We start from the raw sequence: 19,095 nt of genomic DNA on the forward strand, positions 1-19,095 counted from the left end.
AAATTATTGGAATAGAGTTTTATCAAATACAGCCATGTATTTGGCCTTAACAGGCCGCACTAAAGTGCGATAAACTTTGTTCCTGACAAAGTTTTTGCCTGGTGGCAATAGCGCTGTGGAACCACCTGATCCCATTCCGAACTCAGAAGTGAAACGCAGCTGCGACGATGGTAGTGTAGCATTCGCTATGCGAGAGTAGTTCACCGCCAGGCGCCCAAATAAACAAGCCCTTCGTGAAAACGAAGGGTTTTTTTATTTGTATGTTGGCCGGTTATCTGCCCGAGCGGGCGAACGCTATGCGACAAAAATGTCAGGAACATTTTTGGACAGCCAACGGCTGGTCCCGAAGGGATGAGGCGCACGATGCGCCGAGCAATGTAGTTCACCGCCAGGCACCCAATACCAACCCCGCTCTCAGGAGCGGGGTTTTTGTTTTTTTATCTCGGTTAAATTTCACTCTGGCGAAATCGGCTAGTTAGCTGCTGTAAATCAGTTAGTATCAGACAATACCTATAACAAAAATGTCTGGATACCAAGATGAAACTAGCCCATATAACAAGTGCTGTGTGTTTAACCGCTGCGCTGCTGTTAAGTAGCCCGCTACTAGCTGCTAAACCCTTGCAATATGACGATGTGTTTGAGCTGGAGTTTGTCTCTGATCCTCAGCCTGATAGCAGTGGCAAAAACATCGTATTTGTACGTAATTGGATGGATCGAAGTACTGACAGACGCCGCACATCCCTGTGGTTAAGCACTGCCGATGGTAAGTCGCTGCAAGCGTTGACCGACAAAAATACTGATGCCAGTTCGCCGCGGTGGGGGCCTGATAACAATCGCATAGCCTTTATTGCTGACGGACAAATTCATCTTAAGTGGCTCGATAGCGGCCGCACTTCTCAGCTAGGTCAATTGCAGCAGCGCCCGGCTAATTTAAGCTGGTCGCCTGATGGTAACTGGCTGGCTTTCACTATGTTTACTCCCAAGTCGGTTAAGCCGCCGGTAGCCTTACCCGGCAAACCTGAGAAAGCTGACTGGGCTAAAGCGCCGGTTTACATTGATAGTAAGCAGTACCGCGCCGATGGAGCCGGTTACTTAAAAGCTGGCTATCAGCATATATACTTGATGCCTGCCAATGGTGGTTCAGCTATTCAGCTGACTGATGGTGATTTTAATCATGGCGGTGCAGTTAGCTGGGCCCGGGATAGCAAAGCCATTTATTTCTCGGCTAATCGCCATGCTGACTGGCAGGCCAAACCGTTGAACAGTGAAATATTCCAACTGACTCTGGCTGATCGCATCTTAACGCAGCTGACCGACCGTAACGGCCCGGATGCTCAGCCTCAGCTATCGCCCGACGGTAAACTCATTGCTTATGTCGGTTTTGACGATCGTAAACTGGCACATCAGGCGAACCGGCTTTATGTGATGAATGCCGACGGCAGTAATATCCGTAACCTTACGGAAGATCTGGACCGTGCTATTGATGATTTCCAGTGGCAAGCGAATAGCAAAGCACTTTATATTGCCTACGACAACGAGGGTAAAGGTGTGCTGGCGGAGCAGGCTGTCAGCGGTAAGCGTACAGTGCTTGCTGAAGATTTTGGCGGCAGCTCTTACAGCCGGCCTTACAGCGGTGGTCAGTTTGCTGCGGCCGACAATGGCCTGATAGCCTATACCCAGATGCATACACAGCGGCCAGCTGAGTTAGCGGTGATCAACAAGCGTAAAAAGCAAACCCTGACCAGCTTGAACGACGATCTGCTGTTTGCCCGTGATATTGGTGAAGTGGAAGAGTTCTGGTATGGATCATCGGTTGATCAGCGTAAGTTGCAAGGCTGGTTCATTTACCCGCCCAAGTTCGACGCCAGTAAAAAGTATCCGCTGATCTTAGAAATTCATGGTGGCCCGCACACTGCCTACGGCCCGCATTTTGCCATGGAGTTGCAGCTGATGGCCGCTCAAGGCTATGTGGTGCTTTATACCAACCCGCGTGGCAGCACCAGCTATGGCGAAGATTTTGCGAATCTTATTCATCATAATTACCCCAGCCAGGATTTTAACGATCTGATGGATGGCGTCGATGCTGTATTGGCCAGAGGCTTTATTAACGACAAAGAACTGTTTATTACCGGTGGCAGTGGTGGCGGTGTACTTACAACATGGAGCATTGCCCATACTGATCGTTTTGCCGCAGCGGTGGCGGTAAACCCGGTTATAAACTGGTTTAGTTTTGTGTTAAATGCCGATATGTACAGTTACTTTAGCCAATATTGGTTTCCGGCATTGCCGTGGGAGATGCCGGAGCATTATTTAAAGCATTCTCCCATCGCCCATGTTGGCAAAGTTAACACCCCCACCATGCTGTTTACCGGTGAGAGTGATCACCGTACGCCAATATCGGAAACTGAGCAGTATTATCAGGCATTGCAATTGCGTGGCGTGGAAACGGCAATGGTACGGGTGCCTGGCGCATCGCATGCGCTACATACCCGACCTAGTAATTTGATGGCCAAACCGGCTTATATAGTGTACTGGTTTAATAAATACCGGCAGAAAACGACGCCTTAACGTTTTGTTTGCCCGGTAGGCAGACTACCGGGCTTATGTTAGGCTGCACTTATTATCAGGTCGCAATGTTCGTTTTCTATGCAGTTGATTCTAATTTCACAGCTTTTTGCTTTACCTTTAAGTTCGCTTTTGTATAATGGCGCAACCAGCTACAGGGGCATAGTTCCAATTGGTAGAACAGCGGTCTCCAAAACCGATGGTTGGGGGTTCGAATCCCTCTGCCCCTGCCACTTCTATTTATGACAACATTCACTCCTTCTCAGCAGCAGCTGTTAAAAGTACTACAGATAACGCCACTGCAACTAAATGCTGCGTATGAAGACAGTACTGCTGATTGTTCCGGCTTGCACGGACCCGACCTTACACTGCAATTGGCACAAGATATTACCGCCGCTTTGCCGGATAGTTACCGTTGGTTGATTCGGCCTGATGCTGTCAGTTCTGAGTTGCAACAGCAATTGCTATACACTCCATCGCTTAAGTTATTGCAAACCGCGACGCAGAAAAGAGCTCTTTGGGCATTGCTGAGCCATACCGATGAAAATTGAATTACTCAGCCAGCACGATATAACGCGGTTGCTGCAGATTGAGCAGCAGGCAAATCCTTATCCCTGGCAATTAAGTGCTTTTGAAAGTAGTTTTGGGGACAGTTATTTTGGTTACAAATTGCTGGACGATAACGCTGTATTACAAGGCTTCTACATTGCGCAACTCATACTGGAGCAGTTAGAGCTGTTTAATATTTGTGTTGCTCCGGATATGCAGGGTAAAGGCTATGGTAAAGCCTTGCTGCAGCACTTTCTGTGTGAAGGAGCCAGCCGTGGTGCTACTGAAGCTTTCTTAGAAGTGCGCAGCAGCAACGACAGTGCAATAGCGCTGTATGAGAAATGCGGATTTAGCATTAACGGCATTCGCAAAAATTACTATGTGTATGGTGAAAATAAAGCCGATGCGATTCTAATGGCTGTCATTCTGTAACACAAACACCACCATCACCATCACCTTCAACTTATATATCTGTATCTACACAGCTAACATTCAATTAGATTATCTGCAATAACGCTTCCAGAATAAATACTGGCCGCACCTGGCTGATACACAAAGCTTTTGGCTTTTTACTGTTTGTTCCGCACAAATATCATTGCTCAAAACGTTTCTACAACGACAAATTCTTCATAAACAGTTTGCTAATTTTAACGGTTCTAAAAACGCAAAAGCAAACTAACTACAGAGAGGAATTAACCTATGGGAAACGATACAAATAAACAACGTCTTGCAATAGCGGTGCTGCTGGTTTCATTGACATTGGTAGCCTGTAATGTAATTTCTAAAGAGTCTTCTAAAGTTGTGGGACAAATCATTACCGCGACATGGTATGAGATAAATTCGGAAATCATGGATAAGACTCGGCGATACGCTGTGTCGTTACCACGTTCATATCATCAGAACCCAACAAAACACTACCCAGTGCTTTATGTGTTAGACGGGCACGAGATCAGAATCAAGGGAATTGTTGGGATGCTTGAGTCTTTGGCGCACTTCGATCTAAATCAACAATTACCAGAGTTCATCATCGTTGCAATTGCGAGTGACAATCGAAACTATGATATGACACCAACACGCAGTGACCTGGCATTTAAAGGACAAGTTCTGCAAGAGATGAAAGACAATAGTGGCGGTGCCAGTGAGTTCGCAGATTTTATAAGATTGGAGTTGTTTCGCGAAATTGATGCTCAATTTCGTACCAATGACTCAAAAGGCCTTGTAGGAATGTCGCTAGGAGGACTGTTGGCTGCTGATATTTTATTGAAAAAGCCGACGATGTTTAGTCACTATTTAATTGCTGATGCGACCTACATTTGGGACGACAATTACCTGAATAAAACCCTGTTAAAGTCGCAGTCGCTGCTCAGCAAAGTAAAAGGGAATGTTTTTATTGGTCTTGCAAATAACGACCATCTTGGGGAGGTTGGTATAAGTAACCGCAAATGGGGAAATGATTTCATCGCTAATCTAATTGCTGTGAACAACAAGCAACTCAATATTTCATCTAAATACTTCCCCACGGAACAGCATGGTACCGTTATGTATCTGGCCTTTTATTATGGGCTTATCGAGTTGTACTCTGGAAATGATGCATGACGGTGTATCCGAAGGTGCCACTGCGTTGCTCAATAGTTTTGTTGATTGGCGCGCTCCACTGCCGCTAGCAGTTCGTGCAACAGCTTAAACAAGGTAGATTTGTTACCGTCATTCGACATTAAGATGAATACGGTGTCACGGACAAAATCATGATGTTTAACAGTGTGGTGTGACGGGTTGGAGCCATCATGCTGCCATGACAGCAAGTTGCCGCTATCGTCAATGGCGTATTCACCAAAGTCAAAGTAGGCACGATTTGCTTTGCCTGATAGTTTGTCTCCTGGTAAAGCCTGTTTTAGCGCTTCAGCGCTCAGCAAAGTGCCGTTCCACAGGGCTTTTTCAAATTTAAACAGCTCTGACGGGGTGACATAGATAGTTAAACCGGCAATGTTGGTAGGATAGTCACCTGCAGCGATATCGCGGTGAGGCTCGTCGCTTTTAGTTTGATGAAAAGAAGCCGTCATGCCAGCTGCTTTAAAAATCGTAGCGGCGATATAGTCTGCATAACGCTGACCAGTGATACTTTCAACAATTAATGCCCGGATAACAACATTCAGATTAGTGTATTTGTAACCACTGCCGGGCGTGAAAAGTAATGTAGCCTGTTTAATCTGTTGTACAGCATCTTCAGTTGTGATGGCCTTTTTCCACTGTACAGCAGGTAAACCGGAGGTATGCGTAAGGACATGTTCAATGGTGATCTGTTGCGCCCAAGTTGGCAGCCCATCAACATATTTTGTTATTTTATCTTTGTAGTCCAATTGCTTATTGGCAGCCAATTGCATAATCGAAACGGTGGTGAATTCTTTGCCCACAGAACCCGGGCTGAATAAATGTTTAGCGGTGAGGGCTGTTTGCTGCTTGGCATCGGCATAACCGATACTTTTTTCCAGCACGATGCTATCACCTTGAGCGACCACGATAGTGCCGTTAAATCCGCTTTGCTGAACGGTTTGTTCAATACTCTGCCAGTAGGCGTTGTCCCTGGTTTGTGTTGCATTTACAGAAAAACATAAAACCAGAATACTCAACAACGTTACAATCAATTTCATCGTGTTTTCCTTGGTTGGTAAGGCAATGCCTGTTGGCACCTTTAGCCAGTGCCTAATTGTCTGGTCGGCATTTACACTGCTTTAGTGGGACTTTCGCGATTTTGTCGGCTGTCTTTACCGACGTGTTGCATCGCAGCAAAATCAATCGTCAGATAAAACCAGTTGTCGCGGATACAAGAATTTAGCTGCCAATGGTAGCCCTGACAGATCCGGTTAACCAGGTGCAGGCCCTGGCCAATGCCTGAACTGCTGGCGCTTTTTACGCCGGGGCTGAGTAGATCTGTCGGGCTATCAGCTGCAACGGGGTTGGCTATGCACAGGGTGTCGTCTTGGAGACTAATGTTCAGTTGGCTGGCGCTGGCATGGTTTAGCGCATTGTCGATAATGTTGTGCAATAAGATGTGCAGTAAGTTTTTGTTGGCATTGATGCGATACTCCGCGTCCACCTGCAGCTGCAACTGCAGTTCATACTGGCGCATTAATCTTGGGTTATTCACCAGGCAGTGTTCAATTTCTTCCAGCAGACACAACGGCTGCAGTTGCATGGATTCTGCTCTGGCCAGCGCCAGTAACACATGGATAGTATGCTCCATTTGCGAGGCGGCTTGTTTTAATTGCGTCAGTGTTTGCTCATCGGGTGCCTGGTTGGGGCTTAGCCGGCTCAGTACCATTTTTATTACGGTGGCCGGCGTGCGCAGTTCATGGCTGATATCGCGGGTGAAATCTGTTTCACGCGCCAACGCTGCTTGAAATTGGGCAATATTGTGTTGGATGGTCTGGCCCAGATAGCCAATCTCATTGTCCGGTAACACATCAGTTAAATTAAGCTCGGTACCCGGCTGGTGCTGCTTGACCGAGCTGCTGATAGCATGCAGTGGCCGGATAATTTTTAAGCTTAAATAGCGGGATAACGCAAAGGCAAGCGCCAAGATCACCAGCAGTACCAACCCAAAATACGGCAGAAGTTTTGGCAGGTAATCCCGGGTCACTTCAAACGCCGTAACATCGGCGGCCAATACCCATTCCTGATTACCCAGCGTCAGCGCGAGCAGGTGCAGGCTGCCGTTATCACCCTGTGGAAACTCTATTCGCTGCGGTGATTGCTGATGTAGTTGCTGTATTTGGGCGGGCATAGCCTGCCAGCCGGGATACAGTGTCATAAAAGGCTGGCTTGGTGTGATAACTTCCCCTGTTTGCTGATATTGCAGGCTAATATGCTGAGCCTCTGCTGCCACCAAGCGGTTAAACACGTTGTCTTCAACCACCCAGGCATACGCAAGCAGCAGCAGTATTAGTCCCGATGCTAACAGCAGGCTGAACACGGTGATACTGCGTTGTAAGGTGGCTTTTAAACTGGCATGTTTAGCCATGGCTAGTCCTTTGCTTCCAGTTTAAAACCAATGCCATGTAGGGTGGTGAGCATGGCGTGACAAAATGGTTTATCCAGAGCCTGACGCAGGGTGTAAATGTGTGAGCGGATAACGTCGCTGTCTGGGGTATCATCGCCCCAGATCCGGTTAATCAGTTGCTGGCGGCTGACTGCATTGGGGTAGGCCTGCACCAGCATTAGCAAAATGCTAAAGTCGGTACTGCTAAGTTTTATCACCTGCCCCTGTCGTTTAGCCCATTGCTGCTGCTCGTTGATTTGCAGCTCGCCGATACAAATTGTTTGTGACTGGTGTAGCCGGTGCCGTCTTGCCAGCGCCTGACAGCGCAGCAGCAATTCGGTAACGTCGAACGGCTTTGTCAGATAATCATCAGCGCCGGCCTCAAAGCCAAGGCTTTTATCGGCGATGCTGTCGCGTGCTGTCAGCATTAACACTGCCGGCACCGGATCGCAGCTTTGCTTCAGTGTTTTACACACAGCAACGCCATTGATATCGGGTAGCATCACATCCAGCACAATCACATCGTAGTGTTGCTGCTGTGCAAGTGACAACCCCAAAGCACCATTGGCGGCGTAGTCTACCTGCATACCCTGCGCAGTAAGAAAGTCGCACACTTCGCGACCAATCTCCAACGTGTCTTCAATAACTAGTACCGACAATATTGTCATTACGCTTGCTCTCTGTAATCTTTAGGTGGTGTAGGGTCTATTGCAGCTTAGCATGGTTCTCGGCCGTGCCCAGATGGTGTAATACCTGCTGCAAGGTGGTGTCGATGGCGTTTTGTTGATCTTGCAGGTTGTCTGTTACAACCAGATCGGGTATTACTGCACTGACCGCGCTACTGCCATTTGGCCTTACCAGTAAACGGGTTGCGACATAAGCCCTTAGCTGCGAGTGTGGCAAGTTAAACAGGTTGCCCTGAGCAGTTTGATTAGCAAATCCCCCGGTGGCTTTTCCTGCCAGTAGGCCAAACTGGTTATCCTGCACAGTAGTGGCAAACACGATGGCCGCCGAATAGGTTACCGGCCCGATAAGCACCACCACCTTGCCGTCGAAATGCTGTGGCGAGCTGTTTGGTTTAACATAGTCATCCCATGAGGTGCTTATCATGTCGCCAGCCTGACCTTTGTAGCCAAATACGCCACGATTTTCAGCATTCAGCTTCTCTGTCATCTGCGACACCAGACGAAATGGCTTGTCGGCAATATAGCTTGCCAGCTCTGTCGCGGTATCGGTATTGCCGCCGGTGTTATGACGAATATCAATCACTAGTGCGGTTAGGTTATCTTCCGCAATATTACTGAAAGTGGTGTTTAACTGGGTAGAAAATTCATCTGGATCGACATCAAAACTTGTCACGTCTAAATAACCGGTAGTGGCATTTAAACGTCGGTATGACACCTCTGTCTTCTGCGGTTTTGCCGTTGCCTCTGCTACCTGCCAGCTTTGCTGGTTATCGATATGCAGGCGTTGTGTTTTACCCTGATGCCTATATTCGATATCAAATTGATTGATAAAGTCGTATAGCGCCCACAGCAAAAAGGGTAGCCGTTCTGCGACAAACGCCTGGCGTAACGCCTCGGTTTCGCCGCCAACATAGCGATGAGCGTTAGCAAAAATATCTGCCACTGCCACGCCGTTTATCCGCATAAGCTGACTGCCAGCCGGTAACTGTTGCCCGGCATACTGGTATTGTTTTGCAACAAAGACGCCGTTGCTACTTAGCTTAACTAAAAACGGAAAAGGCTTGGCGCCTTGTTCGCGCAGCGCATTTAGCTCCTGATAGGGCCAGATTAAGAAGCTATGGCCATCCTGAAACAGATGCGACAGCTGGCCGATATGACGAAAAAACTCAACACGGGTCATCGGTGCCGTAATCTGCGCTTTAAGCGCTGCCACCTGCTGAAACAGTTTTACTTCATCGGCATAGCCGGCGAAATTCGGATGGCGCATTTTCACACCTGTCACTAAGGCATCAATATCCTCGCGCAATAGTTCAGGCGCAATTTTTTCCTGCATCAGCGCAGGGTTCTCCAGCTCAGGAAAAATATCCAGATGCGCACCTGTGCAACCATTTAACAGCAAAGTCGCACCTAAAACGATACATATAATAGCTTTCATAACATCTACTCCATGGTCGATGTTATTAGCCTATCAAACAGCTTGTGAAGGAATTGTCGGTGAACGATTAAGGTAACAAAAACGTGAGTTTACAGTCGGCATTGTTCGTATAGCCCGCAATGATTTGTTGATAATGAGTATCTTTGTGCATCCGGTTTGAAAGTGTCTTTAGCTCCGGCAGGCGATAATTATCAATCTCAACATTGTGTGCCTGAGTGCGACAAGCCAGGATGGTGGAAAACGCCAGTATCACTCCAACATTGATCTCAATGTCTTTTATATTGTTTGCCAGCTGAGGTAGCAAGTGGTCAAACAGCATATCAACACTACTGCAATAGCGCTGTCGTCCGGCCTCAAACAGCAGCGCACTTTGTTCACCAGCGCCAAACTTGTCTGCCAGCAGGTTTGCCCGAAAGAAAAAGATAATTGCTTTTTCAAAGTCGGCATCCCCCAGCCGGAAAATTTTTGCATCCGTTGTTTGATGCCATTGAAAAGGCAAGATTTGTTGTGCAATTAACAATGAGTCGTAGCTGACAGTATCTTGTTGAATTAGCGTGGGCACTTGTTGTTTCGGGTTACACTGGTGCAATGCCGGATCTGTCTTCAGCGTCTGCCAGGTCAACAGATAATCGTCATGGGCGATGTCATGGCGTAACAACAACCACTTTATCGCCCGTGAGTAGGGGGAGTCGATAACCCAGAATAGTTGCCTCATTGTGTAATCCTTCTTTGCGTTAGCCACAACGCCTGAATATCTTTCATGCTTTTCTTGATGCATAAAACTAATCTACCCAGTGTGAAGATTATGTCAGCGTTAGACGACTTTCTGAGATTTCACAATTTCACGACATTGGCTTTGTTAGCCTGCCGAGACTGCATAACAGGAAATTGTTTATGAAAGTAATAACCTATTTAGCACGAGGCTGTCTGGTATTCGGACTAGCTACTTTCTCTGCTTTCACGTCTGAAAACAATATAGCGGCTGACACTGCGTTGAACGGTAACGTATCGTCAATCATTGATAAAATGATTACAGCCTATGGTGGTGCTGCGCTACTGCAGGCGAATAGCATCAAAGTCGTCGACTACAACAAAGGGCCCTGGCCCGGTGAGGGAGAATCGCCTGATGTGCCTGAATTTTGGCGTATCAATGAAGAGCTAACCATCGACTATAAAAATCAGCGCAAGAGCTTACTATCGTATCGGGTGCCGCGCAGCACGCTGGATTTGGAAAAATGGGTGCAGCAGGGCGATAGCACCATCATGTACGACATTCTGCACGAAAAGTACTCTGAAGAAAGTTGGGCAAACTTTGACCGTCTAGGCGCATCGTTAGAGCGCAGCAGCGATACACTGCAAGCCCGGCGTTTGGCCAGCCTGACGACAGAGCTGGAGTACCTGGGCGATGAGTATTTCCGTGGCCGGGTGCAGCAAAAGTTAATGTTGCAGCATGCATCCGGTGAGCGCTACACCTACTTTATCGATAACACGTCAGGCCTTATCCATAAAATATTGCGCCAGCACCCGCGGGCAGGTGACATGCTGTACGTGTTTTCCAATCATAACACCGCAGCTAAAGTGGCGTTTGCCCGTGATATGAATTTTTTCGTCAATGGCCAGCTGCGGCTAAGCTCAGTGCACCGTGATTTGAGGCTTGAACCGGATTTAACCGCGGCATTTAGCGGTTATACGCATTTTACACCCTGGGGTGAAACGATTGATGGCTCTGCATTTACTGCGAAAAAACTCAGCACTGGCGTTTATCAGGCTGGTAAAGGCCGGGCATTGACGGTCTTTATTGAGCAAGCCGATCATTACATCGCTATGGGCGCGGCAGAGGCGCTGGCTGATAATTTTGCCGAAATTAAAAAGCTGTCGCTGCAGGATAAACCGCTAAAGTACTTCGTGGTAACTCATCATCATAATGCTAACGTGCGTGGGCTGGACAATGCTTTGGCATTGGGGGCAACCCTGGTCGTTGCCAAGCAGCACCAGGCTACCATTTTAAAACATGCCGCGGCGGCACAGCCGGATAACCTGCTGTTAATCCCTGAACGTGCGGCATTCACGCTGGGCGATCTGATGCTGTTTGATATCGCTACCGCCCATGCGCAACATTATTTGCTGGCGTATTTGCCCTCTGCCGGCATGGTGCTGGCAGAAGATCATTATGTTACCGAGTTAAAAACGGCTAAGCCTCGTATTTACCACGATATGGTGCGCTTTGCTCAGGCATTAGATGAGTTAAAACTCGATGTAAATACCCTGGTAGATATCCGCGGCTGGCGCCAGTTCAGCATGAAAGAGTTCAGGCAATGGACGGGCGAATTTACGCCGAAAACCTGTCCGGCGGGTTATGAAATTTGCGTAAATGGCTAACAGTAACCCGCTATGTAAGGGCGGCCATTGTGTCGATAAGGCCAGGTTTTTCTATTGCACTGGCTATTGCTGTGCTAATGCCTGTCGCAGCCTTTGCCCAGTTGCCGCTTACTCGTGACGACGCTGTTACACCGATAGAACCCGTGCTGGTGCCAGTGGTTGCAAACGAACAAACCGTGTCGACCTATATGGGCAAATACGAAGTTACTGTTGCTGAGTTTCAGCGGTTTGTGAATGCCACTGGCTATAAGGTGCCGCAGCACTGTTTGGTGTTTAGTGCAGCACGTTGGCCTTCGCCGGATAACCCGGGTAACTGGAATGACGCTGATGTAGCACAAGACCCTTTTCAGCCTGTGGTTTGCATAGGCGTAAAAGGGGCTATGGCGTATGCCGCCTGGCTTAGTGCAGAAACCGGCAAAACATATCGCTTACCCAGCGCCAGTGAGTGGCGCTATGCCGCAGCAGCTGGACGGAAAGGCCATTATTACTTTGGCGATGACGCTGCAAGCAGCCAAATCTGTAAGTACGAGAATACCGAGGATGAAGCCAGCACTCTAGGCATACAACGAGATCATAATCACCGCTATCGGCATCAGGCTAACTGCAATGACGGCGCAACCTATCACACTGTGGTGGGCATGTATCGGCCTAATGGCTTTGGTTTGCATGATATGTTGGGTAATGTCAGAGAAATCATGCAAAGCTGCGCCACCAAAGCTTCTACCGGTAATGGCTGTCAGCACTATGATATCAGCGGTGGCGCCTGGCACTGGCAAGCGTTGGCTCAGCAGGCAGAGGATACTATTGCTGCGGACTTTTATGGCAGCCTGGAAGGTTTTCGCTTGCTACTTGAACACAAGGGGCCGGTAACGCCATCGGCTGCAACCGTCTCGTTTCAGCGCAGCCTTAAACGCGCTCAGCGTAACGCCCGTCAACAGCATCAGCTAATGCAGGCTACGCCGGTTGCGCCAAAGCAGGTAGTGCTCAGACCGTTACCGGATAACCGTATCGAACTTACCTGGCAGCCGTTGGCTGCTGCTGATATCAGCTATTCGGTTTACCGGCAAATAATTGACCCGACAAACCAGCAAGGCCGGATAACAGAGCTAATCGCCAGCGGTGTTACTGCTAATAGCTATACCGATACCTTATCTGATGCCACTTTGGTGGGGTATCGGGTTGATGCTAATAGTGCCACCGCAGACAGCTTGCCGGGAGCTATGGTTTGGTATGGCCAGCATAAAGTGTACGCTGTGCAGGAGCGTATTCAGGCTGAGCATTACATTGACGCTCAATTCGCTTATAGCAACCAAAAAGGTAACAGCATGCACTTTAGTGCCAATCCTTATCATCTCTACAGCGCACAGTTGCCGTTTCTGCCTGCCTGGCTCAGTTTTGGCTTTAACAGCGCGAGCGATGAGTGTCGTCAGTTAACACTGAAAGTAAGAGGGGAAGCCGGCGCGCAGTTTCACGTCTGGCAAGGCAATCATCTGGTGGCAAGTGTCAACCTGTCAGGCTTCGATGATTTTAGCTTACTTACCGTCGATGCCACGTTAGTTGCCTCAGCACAACGTTTAGAGATTAAAGCGGCTAACCAAAAATGGTTTGAGCTGGACTGGTTTGAGTTTAGTTAACACAGAGTGCTGACAAGTGAATTTCTTCACAGATGCTTGATGTTTAACCTGTTAGGTTACAACTCGGATCTCGTGCATTTTATTGAGGTGTAATTTAATGAAGTTATTTTTAATGGCTATTGCAGTTTGCACTATCGCTACGTCAACGCTTAGCAAAGCAGAATCAGTAACCGGTAAAGAATACCAAGCAGTTGTCGAAACGGCTTATAGTTATTTTAATGGGGCAGCAAAGGGTGATCAAACACTTCTATCCAAAGCATTTGATCAAGAATTTGGTCATGTGAAAATGATTTCGCACAGTAACGAAACTGGAAAAGAAGTCATCAAAACAGTGCCGTTAAAAGAATTCTCAGGTTATTTCAAGCAAGCAACCAAAGATAAATGGGAAGCTAACATATTATCCGTTGATATCGTTGACGATAAAATGGCTATGGTAAAGCTTGATTTTCATACCCCAAAAACGCATTACATCGACTATTTAGTGATGTATAAGCGTCAAAATGAATGGCGTATTATCAATAAAACTTTTATTGCAAAGAACAAGTTGGAGTAAATATAAACGCAACAGAGCGTTAGTGTGTATGTTCAACAACTAAAGGAAATAAAATGGACGATTGTGTTGCGGTAGTTCAGCAGCAACTGGACTTTTACAACCGCAAGGACATTGATGGTTGGTTAAGCACCTATGCCAAAGATGCCAGGCAGTTCAACCTGCATGGTGAGCAGATAGCCTATGGCCACGAAGAAATGCGCCGGCGTATTGCGATTCGCTTTGCCGAGCCGGATTTGCATGCGCAACTGCTTAGCCGCATCGTTATGGGGCATGTTGTGGTTGATCATGAGCTGATCACTCGCAATTTTCCTGAAGGCAAAGGCCAGGTTGAGATGCTGTGTGTCTACGAGATAAAGCAGGGGCTAATAAGTATGGCGTCGTTCTCTGTTGGTAAACCAACGCTATTTGCAGCAGAGCTCGCTAAAGGTTGAAGGGTCGTTTTATGCAAAATCGGCTGATGCTAATCATGATACTTGTTGGGGTCTTGCTATCCGGCAAGATACAAGCGTTTACTGCAGAAGCGCTAACAATAGGTGAGGTGATAACGCTGCAATACCCGTCAGCGGTGTTGCAGCAAAACCGCACCATTAAGGTGTATTTACCACAAGACTATGACAAATCTATACAGACCTATCCGACACTGTATTTATTAGACGGAGAACGGCACCTGGCCCATGCGGTGCTGGCAAGCCGTTTACATCAGGAGCTGGGCAATATTCCCAGGCAGATTATTGTGGCCATTAATAATCTTGAGCAGGACGGTGCCAGAGAAAACGATTTTTACCATCAAAAAGACAAATTTGCTCAGTTTATCGGCACTGAATTGCAGCCGTTTATAGATAAAACCTTTCGTTCCAGCAAAAGCGCTACTTTATATGGCCACTCACTGGCCGCTTATTTTGCCGTTGATTTGCTTGCAAAACAACCGGCGCTATTTGACAGATATATCGCGGCCAGTCCACCGTTGCAGCGTCATGTCAATGAGCTTTACCAGCAGCTTGTCAGTAGTAGAACACCAACTGCAGTAAAGAGGCTGTACATCAGCTTGGCACCGCTAGGCGAGGAAGGCGAAGCGGTATTTTCGGCCTATCAGCAGTTTATCGGGTTGTTATCGGCTAAAACACCGGATAACGTGCGTTGGCACGAACAAGTGATGGCTGAACAGAGTCACATCAGTAACTATTACATCAGCTTCTTCAACGGTATTTCTGCGGTATTTGCGGACTGAAAAAAACTGTTTAAAGCGTCCAGGTTGGAGCTTTATAGTTGGCTTAATCATCACTCGCCAAAGACAGCATTATTAGTGGCAAACTGTTTAGGCGTCAATCCTGTCTTCATTTTGAATGCTTTGTAGAAAGAAGACTTAGCATTAAAGCCTGATTCTAAAGCAACATCTAAGATAGCGAGTTTGTTCTGCTTAATCAGTTGCTTGCTGTGCTCAATCCGATAGCTATTCACATAGTCAAAAAAAGCACTGTTGAGTTTTTGATTCAGCACTTGCGAGACATAGTTAGGTTTTTCTGCTACCTCTGCAGCTAATAGTTTGAGTGATAAATCAGGGTTTAAATACAATGATTTAGCTTTCATTGCCTGTTCTATTTTTTCTGCAATTTTTGCTGAGCGAGCGTCATCAAGCCCGGAGCGGTTATATTTTGCCACCGTGTCTTCCGCTGTTGTTAACGCGGCAATAGCATCAAGATCCTCGTGTTGCAGATAGCGCTCACTAAACCCCGGCTTTTGCCGTAAGCCCCAAAACGACATTAACCAAAGCAGGGCATAGTAAGCCAGCAGCAGCGAGTTAGTTAGTGCATTATTAGCTTCGCCGGAGAAGCTCAATAAAAGTGTGCAGAAAGCCAGCAGCCAGGCAACAGAGATTGCTGAAATAATGAAAAACAACCAGCTCATTTCCCGCTGGTCATTGGAAGCAAACAACTGCTTAAGCTCGCGGCGATAAGCCAGTAAACGTTTTATTATCAGATAAATATAAATTGATGACTGCATTAGCCAAATCAGCATAAAGGCGAAAGTGAACATGGCCAGCAATTCGGTGGTTTGCGAAAGCGGTTGTTTCTGCCCTTGCATAAGTTCAACAAGGTATGGCGAGGGTGTACATAACAGCGCCAAAGCGTATAGCAACGACAACACTGGCAATACGTAGTGTAAATTCCGGTTTTGTTTTATATGCCACAACGTAGGGGAGCACAGGGCTTTGACATAAAGCCACAGCCACAATGGCAGACAAATGTAACTGGGAATAACGATGGCGAGACTATAAAGTTCAAGACTTGGGAAAGCTTGGATAAACATCGGTAAGGCATTTGCTACTGATGTGAATATCAGAAATAGCGCTAACATCACATAGGCCTGGCTGACTTCTCTTCTGGCCATCAGCATAGGGACGACAAGGCTAACCAGTCCGAGGCTGCCAGCCAATACGTAGTTTGCAAAATCGGTTTGCATCTAGGGTTTACCCTGGTAATTGACTGGTCAAAAGAGTCCTAGCCGTCACGCCCGGTCGATAGAAAGACAAAAACACGCCATTGTTCTGTCTTGCACCACTTAATGTTAAAGGAAGAGTTAATAAAAATGAAGTCAGCTAATCGTGTTACTGGAATAGCAGCGTTAGTGCTGTCGTTGATTTATATCAGTGCATTCGTGTACTACGGCGCGTTTTGGCGCTTCCCCATTGACGGTGATGCTCAAACCAAGATGACGTTTATTGCCGAGCATCAAACTATTACCGCGGTGTTTTTGTTTATTACCTACATACTGTTTGGTTTGGTGTTATCGATACTCGTCGCCGGTACATCGCGCTTACTGGGCAATGCCAGCGAGCAGCTAAAGTCGGTTACAAACGCTTTTGGCTATCTTTGGGTCGGGTTGGTGATCGCCAGCGGTATGATAGCCATTGGTGGCGTCAGCTATGCCATAGGTATAGCCCAGACGGATGCGCAAAAAGCATTAGATGCCTGGACTCTGCTAATGACTATTGCACAAAGTATTGGCGGCGATAACGAAATTGTTGGCGCGGTATGGGTCATTCTGGTCAGCGTCCTCGCGCTAAAAGCAGATGTTCTTTCTAAAAAGCTGAATTACTTGGGTATCGCAGTGGGTTTGGCTGGCGTCGCCACTATTACTTCTGTTGTTATTTTTAAAGAGCTGTTCGGCGTGTTACAAATTATTTGGTTTTTCTGGCTGGGACTTTGCTTTATGCGGCTGCCTTCAAATGAAGCGAAGGTGTAATTGCAAGCTCATGGCAGATAAGTTCAGCTGCTTGCGCTAGCCATGTTACGGCTAAATGCTGAGACTCAAACGATAAAGGCGGAAAAATTGAGTCTCAGCCTTCATGCACGGACGAAAATACCCGCTGACTCTGCAAAAGTTGACGCACTTTAACCAAGTCAGTTAAAACATGCGCAGTCTTATTATTCCACTATCCGTTTTGCTCTCCCCACTTGCAGTGGCTGAGGGCACACTTGTCCATGCAGATGATAAACAGCGTGTAAGTTTAAAGCTCGATTACGACATTCACCTTACAAACGGCAGCGCTAACGTCAATCTCAAGCAGTATGTCACTGTAACTCGAGCTGGTCTGAAGTTAAAGCTCAGCAAGACTGACTTTAACCTGTTGATGATTTTAGCAAACGCCTGTCCAAACGCGGTAAGCCGCCAGCAGTTAGCAAATAAAATTTGGTGCGCTATGCAGTGTGACAGTGATGTTATTCGCTCGCATATTTACACCTTGCGCCAGGCATTAGATAAGCCTTTTGCGACGCCAATGCTTAGAACATTACATAAGCAAGGTTACCGGCTCGAAGCAACCTCTTCACATTTTAACGACAACTACGTTGCTAATTTGCCGTTGGCAAAGTAGCGCATTAATGAATGATAACGCGATGACATCTCCGCACTGTCCGCTGGATAAGGCGCAACGAATTAAGCGCTAAAGCCAGTAAAACGTTTGTAAGCACTACCAACCGGTTGCTCGTCTTTTTTTGACGGGCGTTAAACAAAAGGTACCGACATCTTGGAAACGACTCGAAATCATATAGTTTCAGCTTTCGCCGTAACATTTCTGTTTAGTCATCATTGTGTTGTGGCTAAAGACGCGGGCAAGGATTACCTGGACCAGCAAATCAGCAAAGTTGCTCTCGCAGAAATCAACAGCACTGCTACGCCGTCAATCCAGATAGCTATTGGGTTGGGTGATAAAGTTATCTATGAAAGTGCATTTGGCATGGCAGATGTTGAAAACAACGTGGCTGCGACTTCTGCTTCAAAATACCGGACAGCATCCGTAGCGAAATGGTTTACTGCCACTGCTGCCATGAAGCTGGCTAATAATAACATTTTGAATTTGGACGAGCCTATCCAAACTTACTGTCCGCAATACCCGAAGAAGCAATGGGATATCACCGTCAGGCAGCTGATAACGCATACATCAGGCATTCGGCATTACCGTGATTATGACAAAGAACTCGCGGAATTAAGCAATCCTGAAGACAAGCGGAACCTTAAAATCAAGGCATTAGAAGAGTCTGTAAGCTCTTATACCCGCTACAGTGATGTCATATCACCGCTTCAAACCTTCAGGGAAGATGATTTGTTGTTTAAACCCGGCACCGATTGGCAGTACTCATCCTATGGCTATCGTGTTCTGGCCTGTGTATTACAGGGTGCCTTGGGAAAAAGCTACGTGGACACAATGAAAAGTGTTGTATTTGAACCTGCAAACATGAGTCATACGCTGCCAGATGATGCATGGGCAATCATTCCTGACCGGGTTAGCGGATATCAAATTAATAAAGGTGAGCTGCGAAGAGCCGATTTGCGGGATGTCAGTGAAAACCTGCCTGCCGGAGGCTATCTGTCGACAGCCTCTGATCTTGTAAGGTTTGCTATGGCGTTTGATACGAATATGTTACCTGAAGCGACAAAGCAGCTTATGACATCGACTGTTTTGGTGGAATTGGATGACGATAGCGAACCTTCATGGCGAGACGCTATGCCGCAACAGGATAAATACGGCTATGGCGTGATGTTATTGTCGAAATATGCCAATGGCATGATCGGTCACAGCGGCCGTCAGGCTGGTGGCTCAGCGCTTTTGGTGTTGTTTCCGCAAGAAGACCTCTCGATCGCGGTAATGAGCAACGCGAAGGGATGGAACGGATACCTGAACTTTGTCATGAAGATAAAAGCAATCACAGATCAGAAAATCCAAGCAGCTAAATCGTCTCATGCACAATAACGTTATG

The 19,095-nt window shown here is 47.1% G+C and carries 18 protein-coding genes, 1 tRNA gene and 1 rRNA gene; 14 read left to right on the forward strand and 6 right to left on the reverse strand.

Features of this window, described 5'->3' with window-relative positions:
* The first annotated feature begins 97 nt into the window (after positions 1-97).
* The 6 genes from rrf to ACRCA4_RS03835 all read left to right on the forward strand — a co-directional run bounded on the left by rrf (position 98) and on the right by ACRCA4_RS03835 (position 4,710).
* Positions 98-212, forward strand: a 5S ribosomal RNA gene (rrf, locus tag ACRCA4_RS03810).
* 325 nt (positions 213-537) lie between these two features.
* Positions 538-2,568 (forward strand): S9 family peptidase, encoded by a 2,031-nt coding sequence (locus tag ACRCA4_RS03815; protein ID WP_433184412.1) that lies wholly within the window; start codon positions 538-540, stop codon positions 2,566-2,568.
* A 153-nt stretch (positions 2,569-2,721) separates the two neighbouring features.
* Positions 2,722-2,798 (forward strand) — tRNA-Trp (locus ACRCA4_RS03820).
* Between the two features lie 9 nt (positions 2,799-2,807).
* Positions 2,808-3,116, forward strand: coding sequence for a hypothetical protein (locus ACRCA4_RS03825; protein WP_433184415.1), 309 nt, complete (start codon positions 2,808-2,810; stop codon positions 3,114-3,116).
* Positions 3,106-3,546 carry a ribosomal protein S18-alanine N-acetyltransferase gene (rimI, locus tag ACRCA4_RS03830; RefSeq protein WP_433184418.1) on the forward strand — a complete coding sequence of 147 codons (441 nt, stop codon included), beginning with the start codon at positions 3,106-3,108 and terminating at the stop codon, positions 3,544-3,546. Before ACRCA4_RS03825 ends, rimI begins: the two co-directional genes overlap by 11 nt.
* A gap of 267 nt (positions 3,547-3,813) precedes the next feature.
* Positions 3,814-4,710, forward strand: a complete 897-nt coding sequence (locus ACRCA4_RS03835; protein WP_433184421.1) for an alpha/beta hydrolase — start codon at positions 3,814-3,816, stop codon at positions 4,708-4,710.
* A gap of 29 nt (positions 4,711-4,739) precedes the next feature.
* Here ACRCA4_RS03835 and ACRCA4_RS03840 read toward each other — a convergent pair whose 3' ends face one another.
* The 5 genes from ACRCA4_RS03840 to ACRCA4_RS03860 all read right to left on the reverse strand — a co-directional run bounded on the left by ACRCA4_RS03840 (position 4,740) and on the right by ACRCA4_RS03860 (position 10,049).
* Positions 4,740-5,762: a serine hydrolase domain-containing protein gene (locus ACRCA4_RS03840; RefSeq protein ID WP_433184424.1), complete on the reverse strand. Its 1,023-nt coding sequence runs from the start codon at positions 5,760-5,762 to the stop codon at positions 4,740-4,742.
* Positions 5,763-5,833: 71 nt separating this feature from the next.
* Positions 5,834-7,132, reverse strand: coding sequence for a sensor histidine kinase (locus ACRCA4_RS03845; protein WP_433184427.1), 1,299 nt, complete (start codon positions 7,130-7,132; stop codon positions 5,834-5,836).
* A gap of 2 nt (positions 7,133-7,134) precedes the next feature.
* Positions 7,135-7,818, reverse strand: coding sequence for a response regulator transcription factor (locus tag ACRCA4_RS03850; RefSeq protein ID WP_433184429.1), 684 nt, complete (start codon positions 7,816-7,818; stop codon positions 7,135-7,137).
* 37 nt (positions 7,819-7,855) lie between these two features.
* Positions 7,856-9,271 (reverse strand): S41 family peptidase, encoded by a 1,416-nt coding sequence (locus ACRCA4_RS03855; RefSeq protein ID WP_433184432.1) that lies wholly within the window; start codon positions 9,269-9,271, stop codon positions 7,856-7,858.
* A 67-nt stretch (positions 9,272-9,338) separates the two neighbouring features.
* Positions 9,339-10,049 (reverse strand): glutathione S-transferase N-terminal domain-containing protein, encoded by a 711-nt coding sequence (locus ACRCA4_RS03860; protein ID WP_433184435.1) that lies wholly within the window; start codon positions 10,047-10,049, stop codon positions 9,339-9,341.
* 116 nt (positions 10,050-10,165) lie between these two features.
* Between ACRCA4_RS03860 and ACRCA4_RS03865 the strand changes: the two genes are divergently transcribed.
* The 5 genes from ACRCA4_RS03865 to ACRCA4_RS03885 all read left to right on the forward strand — a co-directional run bounded on the left by ACRCA4_RS03865 (position 10,166) and on the right by ACRCA4_RS03885 (position 15,065).
* A complete protein-coding gene (locus ACRCA4_RS03865) occupies positions 10,166-11,650 on the forward strand; it encodes a hypothetical protein (protein WP_433184437.1) in 1,485 nt (494 codons plus the stop codon).
* Positions 11,635-13,284: an SUMF1/EgtB/PvdO family nonheme iron enzyme gene (locus ACRCA4_RS03870; protein ID WP_433184440.1), complete on the forward strand. Its 1,650-nt coding sequence runs from the start codon at positions 11,635-11,637 to the stop codon at positions 13,282-13,284. The genes ACRCA4_RS03865 and ACRCA4_RS03870 overlap by 16 nt, the downstream gene beginning before the upstream one ends.
* Positions 13,285-13,381: 97 nt before the next feature.
* Entirely contained in the window at positions 13,382-13,837 is a 456-nt protein-coding gene (locus ACRCA4_RS03875) for a nuclear transport factor 2 family protein (protein WP_433184442.1), read from the forward strand.
* A 53-nt stretch (positions 13,838-13,890) separates the two neighbouring features.
* Entirely contained in the window at positions 13,891-14,268 is a 378-nt protein-coding gene (locus tag ACRCA4_RS03880) for a nuclear transport factor 2 family protein (protein ID WP_433184445.1), read from the forward strand.
* 11 nt (positions 14,269-14,279) lie between these two features.
* Positions 14,280-15,065 carry an alpha/beta hydrolase gene (locus ACRCA4_RS03885; protein ID WP_433184447.1) on the forward strand — a complete coding sequence of 262 codons (786 nt, stop codon included), beginning with the start codon at positions 14,280-14,282 and terminating at the stop codon, positions 15,063-15,065.
* Positions 15,066-15,115: 50 nt separating this feature from the next.
* On the opposite strand, the gene ACRCA4_RS03890 is transcribed toward ACRCA4_RS03885, so the two are convergent.
* Entirely contained in the window at positions 15,116-16,297 is a 1,182-nt protein-coding gene (locus ACRCA4_RS03890) for a helix-turn-helix domain-containing protein (RefSeq protein WP_433184450.1), read from the reverse strand.
* Positions 16,298-16,423: 126 nt separating this feature from the next.
* Between ACRCA4_RS03890 and ACRCA4_RS03895 the strand changes: the two genes are divergently transcribed.
* The 3 genes from ACRCA4_RS03895 to ACRCA4_RS03905 all read left to right on the forward strand — a co-directional run bounded on the left by ACRCA4_RS03895 (position 16,424) and on the right by ACRCA4_RS03905 (position 19,088).
* Positions 16,424-17,080: a hypothetical protein gene (locus tag ACRCA4_RS03895; RefSeq protein ID WP_433184452.1), complete on the forward strand. Its 657-nt coding sequence runs from the start codon at positions 16,424-16,426 to the stop codon at positions 17,078-17,080.
* A 169-nt stretch (positions 17,081-17,249) separates the two neighbouring features.
* A complete protein-coding gene (locus tag ACRCA4_RS03900; protein ID WP_433184454.1) occupies positions 17,250-17,711 on the forward strand; it encodes a winged helix-turn-helix domain-containing protein in 462 nt (153 codons plus the stop codon).
* Positions 17,712-17,864: 153 nt separating this feature from the next.
* Positions 17,865-19,088, forward strand: coding sequence for a serine hydrolase domain-containing protein (locus ACRCA4_RS03905; protein ID WP_433184456.1), 1,224 nt, complete (start codon positions 17,865-17,867; stop codon positions 19,086-19,088).
* Positions 19,089-19,095 lie beyond the last annotated feature (7 nt).

The sequence above is a fragment of the Rheinheimera sp. WS51 genome (genome assembly GCF_050936095.1).
Lineage (GTDB): Bacteria > Pseudomonadota > Gammaproteobacteria > Enterobacterales > Alteromonadaceae > Alishewanella.

What these genes read in the sequence shown, in the direction of transcription:
- ACRCA4_RS03900 (WP_433184454.1), top strand. Translation starts at nt 17,250, where the DNA reads ATGCGCAGTCTTATTATTCCACTATCCGTTTTGCTCTCCCCACTTGCA.
- ACRCA4_RS03815 (WP_433184412.1), top strand. Translation starts at nt 538, where the DNA reads ATGAAACTAGCCCATATAACAAGTGCTGTGTGTTTAACCGCTGCGCTG.
- ACRCA4_RS03825 (WP_433184415.1), top strand. Translation starts at nt 2,808, where the DNA reads ATGACAACATTCACTCCTTCTCAGCAGCAGCTGTTAAAAGTACTACAG.
- ACRCA4_RS03885 (WP_433184447.1), top strand. Translation starts at nt 14,280, where the DNA reads ATGCAAAATCGGCTGATGCTAATCATGATACTTGTTGGGGTCTTGCTA.
- ACRCA4_RS03895 (WP_433184452.1), top strand. Translation starts at nt 16,424, where the DNA reads ATGAAGTCAGCTAATCGTGTTACTGGAATAGCAGCGTTAGTGCTGTCG.
- ACRCA4_RS03875 (WP_433184442.1), top strand. Translation starts at nt 13,382, where the DNA reads ATGAAGTTATTTTTAATGGCTATTGCAGTTTGCACTATCGCTACGTCA.
- rimI (WP_433184418.1), top strand. Translation starts at nt 3,106, where the DNA reads ATGAAAATTGAATTACTCAGCCAGCACGATATAACGCGGTTGCTGCAG.
- ACRCA4_RS03850 (WP_433184429.1), bottom strand. Translation starts at nt 7,818, where the DNA reads ATGACAATATTGTCGGTACTAGTTATTGAAGACACGTTGGAGATTGGT.
- ACRCA4_RS03865 (WP_433184437.1), top strand. Translation starts at nt 10,166, where the DNA reads ATGAAAGTAATAACCTATTTAGCACGAGGCTGTCTGGTATTCGGACTA.
- ACRCA4_RS03835 (WP_433184421.1), top strand. Translation starts at nt 3,814, where the DNA reads ATGGGAAACGATACAAATAAACAACGTCTTGCAATAGCGGTGCTGCTG.
- ACRCA4_RS03880 (WP_433184445.1), top strand. Translation starts at nt 13,891, where the DNA reads ATGGACGATTGTGTTGCGGTAGTTCAGCAGCAACTGGACTTTTACAAC.
- ACRCA4_RS03890 (WP_433184450.1), bottom strand. Translation starts at nt 16,297, where the DNA reads ATGCAAACCGATTTTGCAAACTACGTATTGGCTGGCAGCCTCGGACTG.
- ACRCA4_RS03840 (WP_433184424.1), bottom strand. Translation starts at nt 5,762, where the DNA reads ATGAAATTGATTGTAACGTTGTTGAGTATTCTGGTTTTATGTTTTTCT.
- ACRCA4_RS03855 (WP_433184432.1), bottom strand. Translation starts at nt 9,271, where the DNA reads ATGAAAGCTATTATATGTATCGTTTTAGGTGCGACTTTGCTGTTAAAT.
- ACRCA4_RS03845 (WP_433184427.1), bottom strand. Translation starts at nt 7,132, where the DNA reads ATGGCTAAACATGCCAGTTTAAAAGCCACCTTACAACGCAGTATCACC.
- ACRCA4_RS03860 (WP_433184435.1), bottom strand. Translation starts at nt 10,049, where the DNA reads ATGCATCAAGAAAAGCATGAAAGATATTCAGGCGTTGTGGCTAACGCA.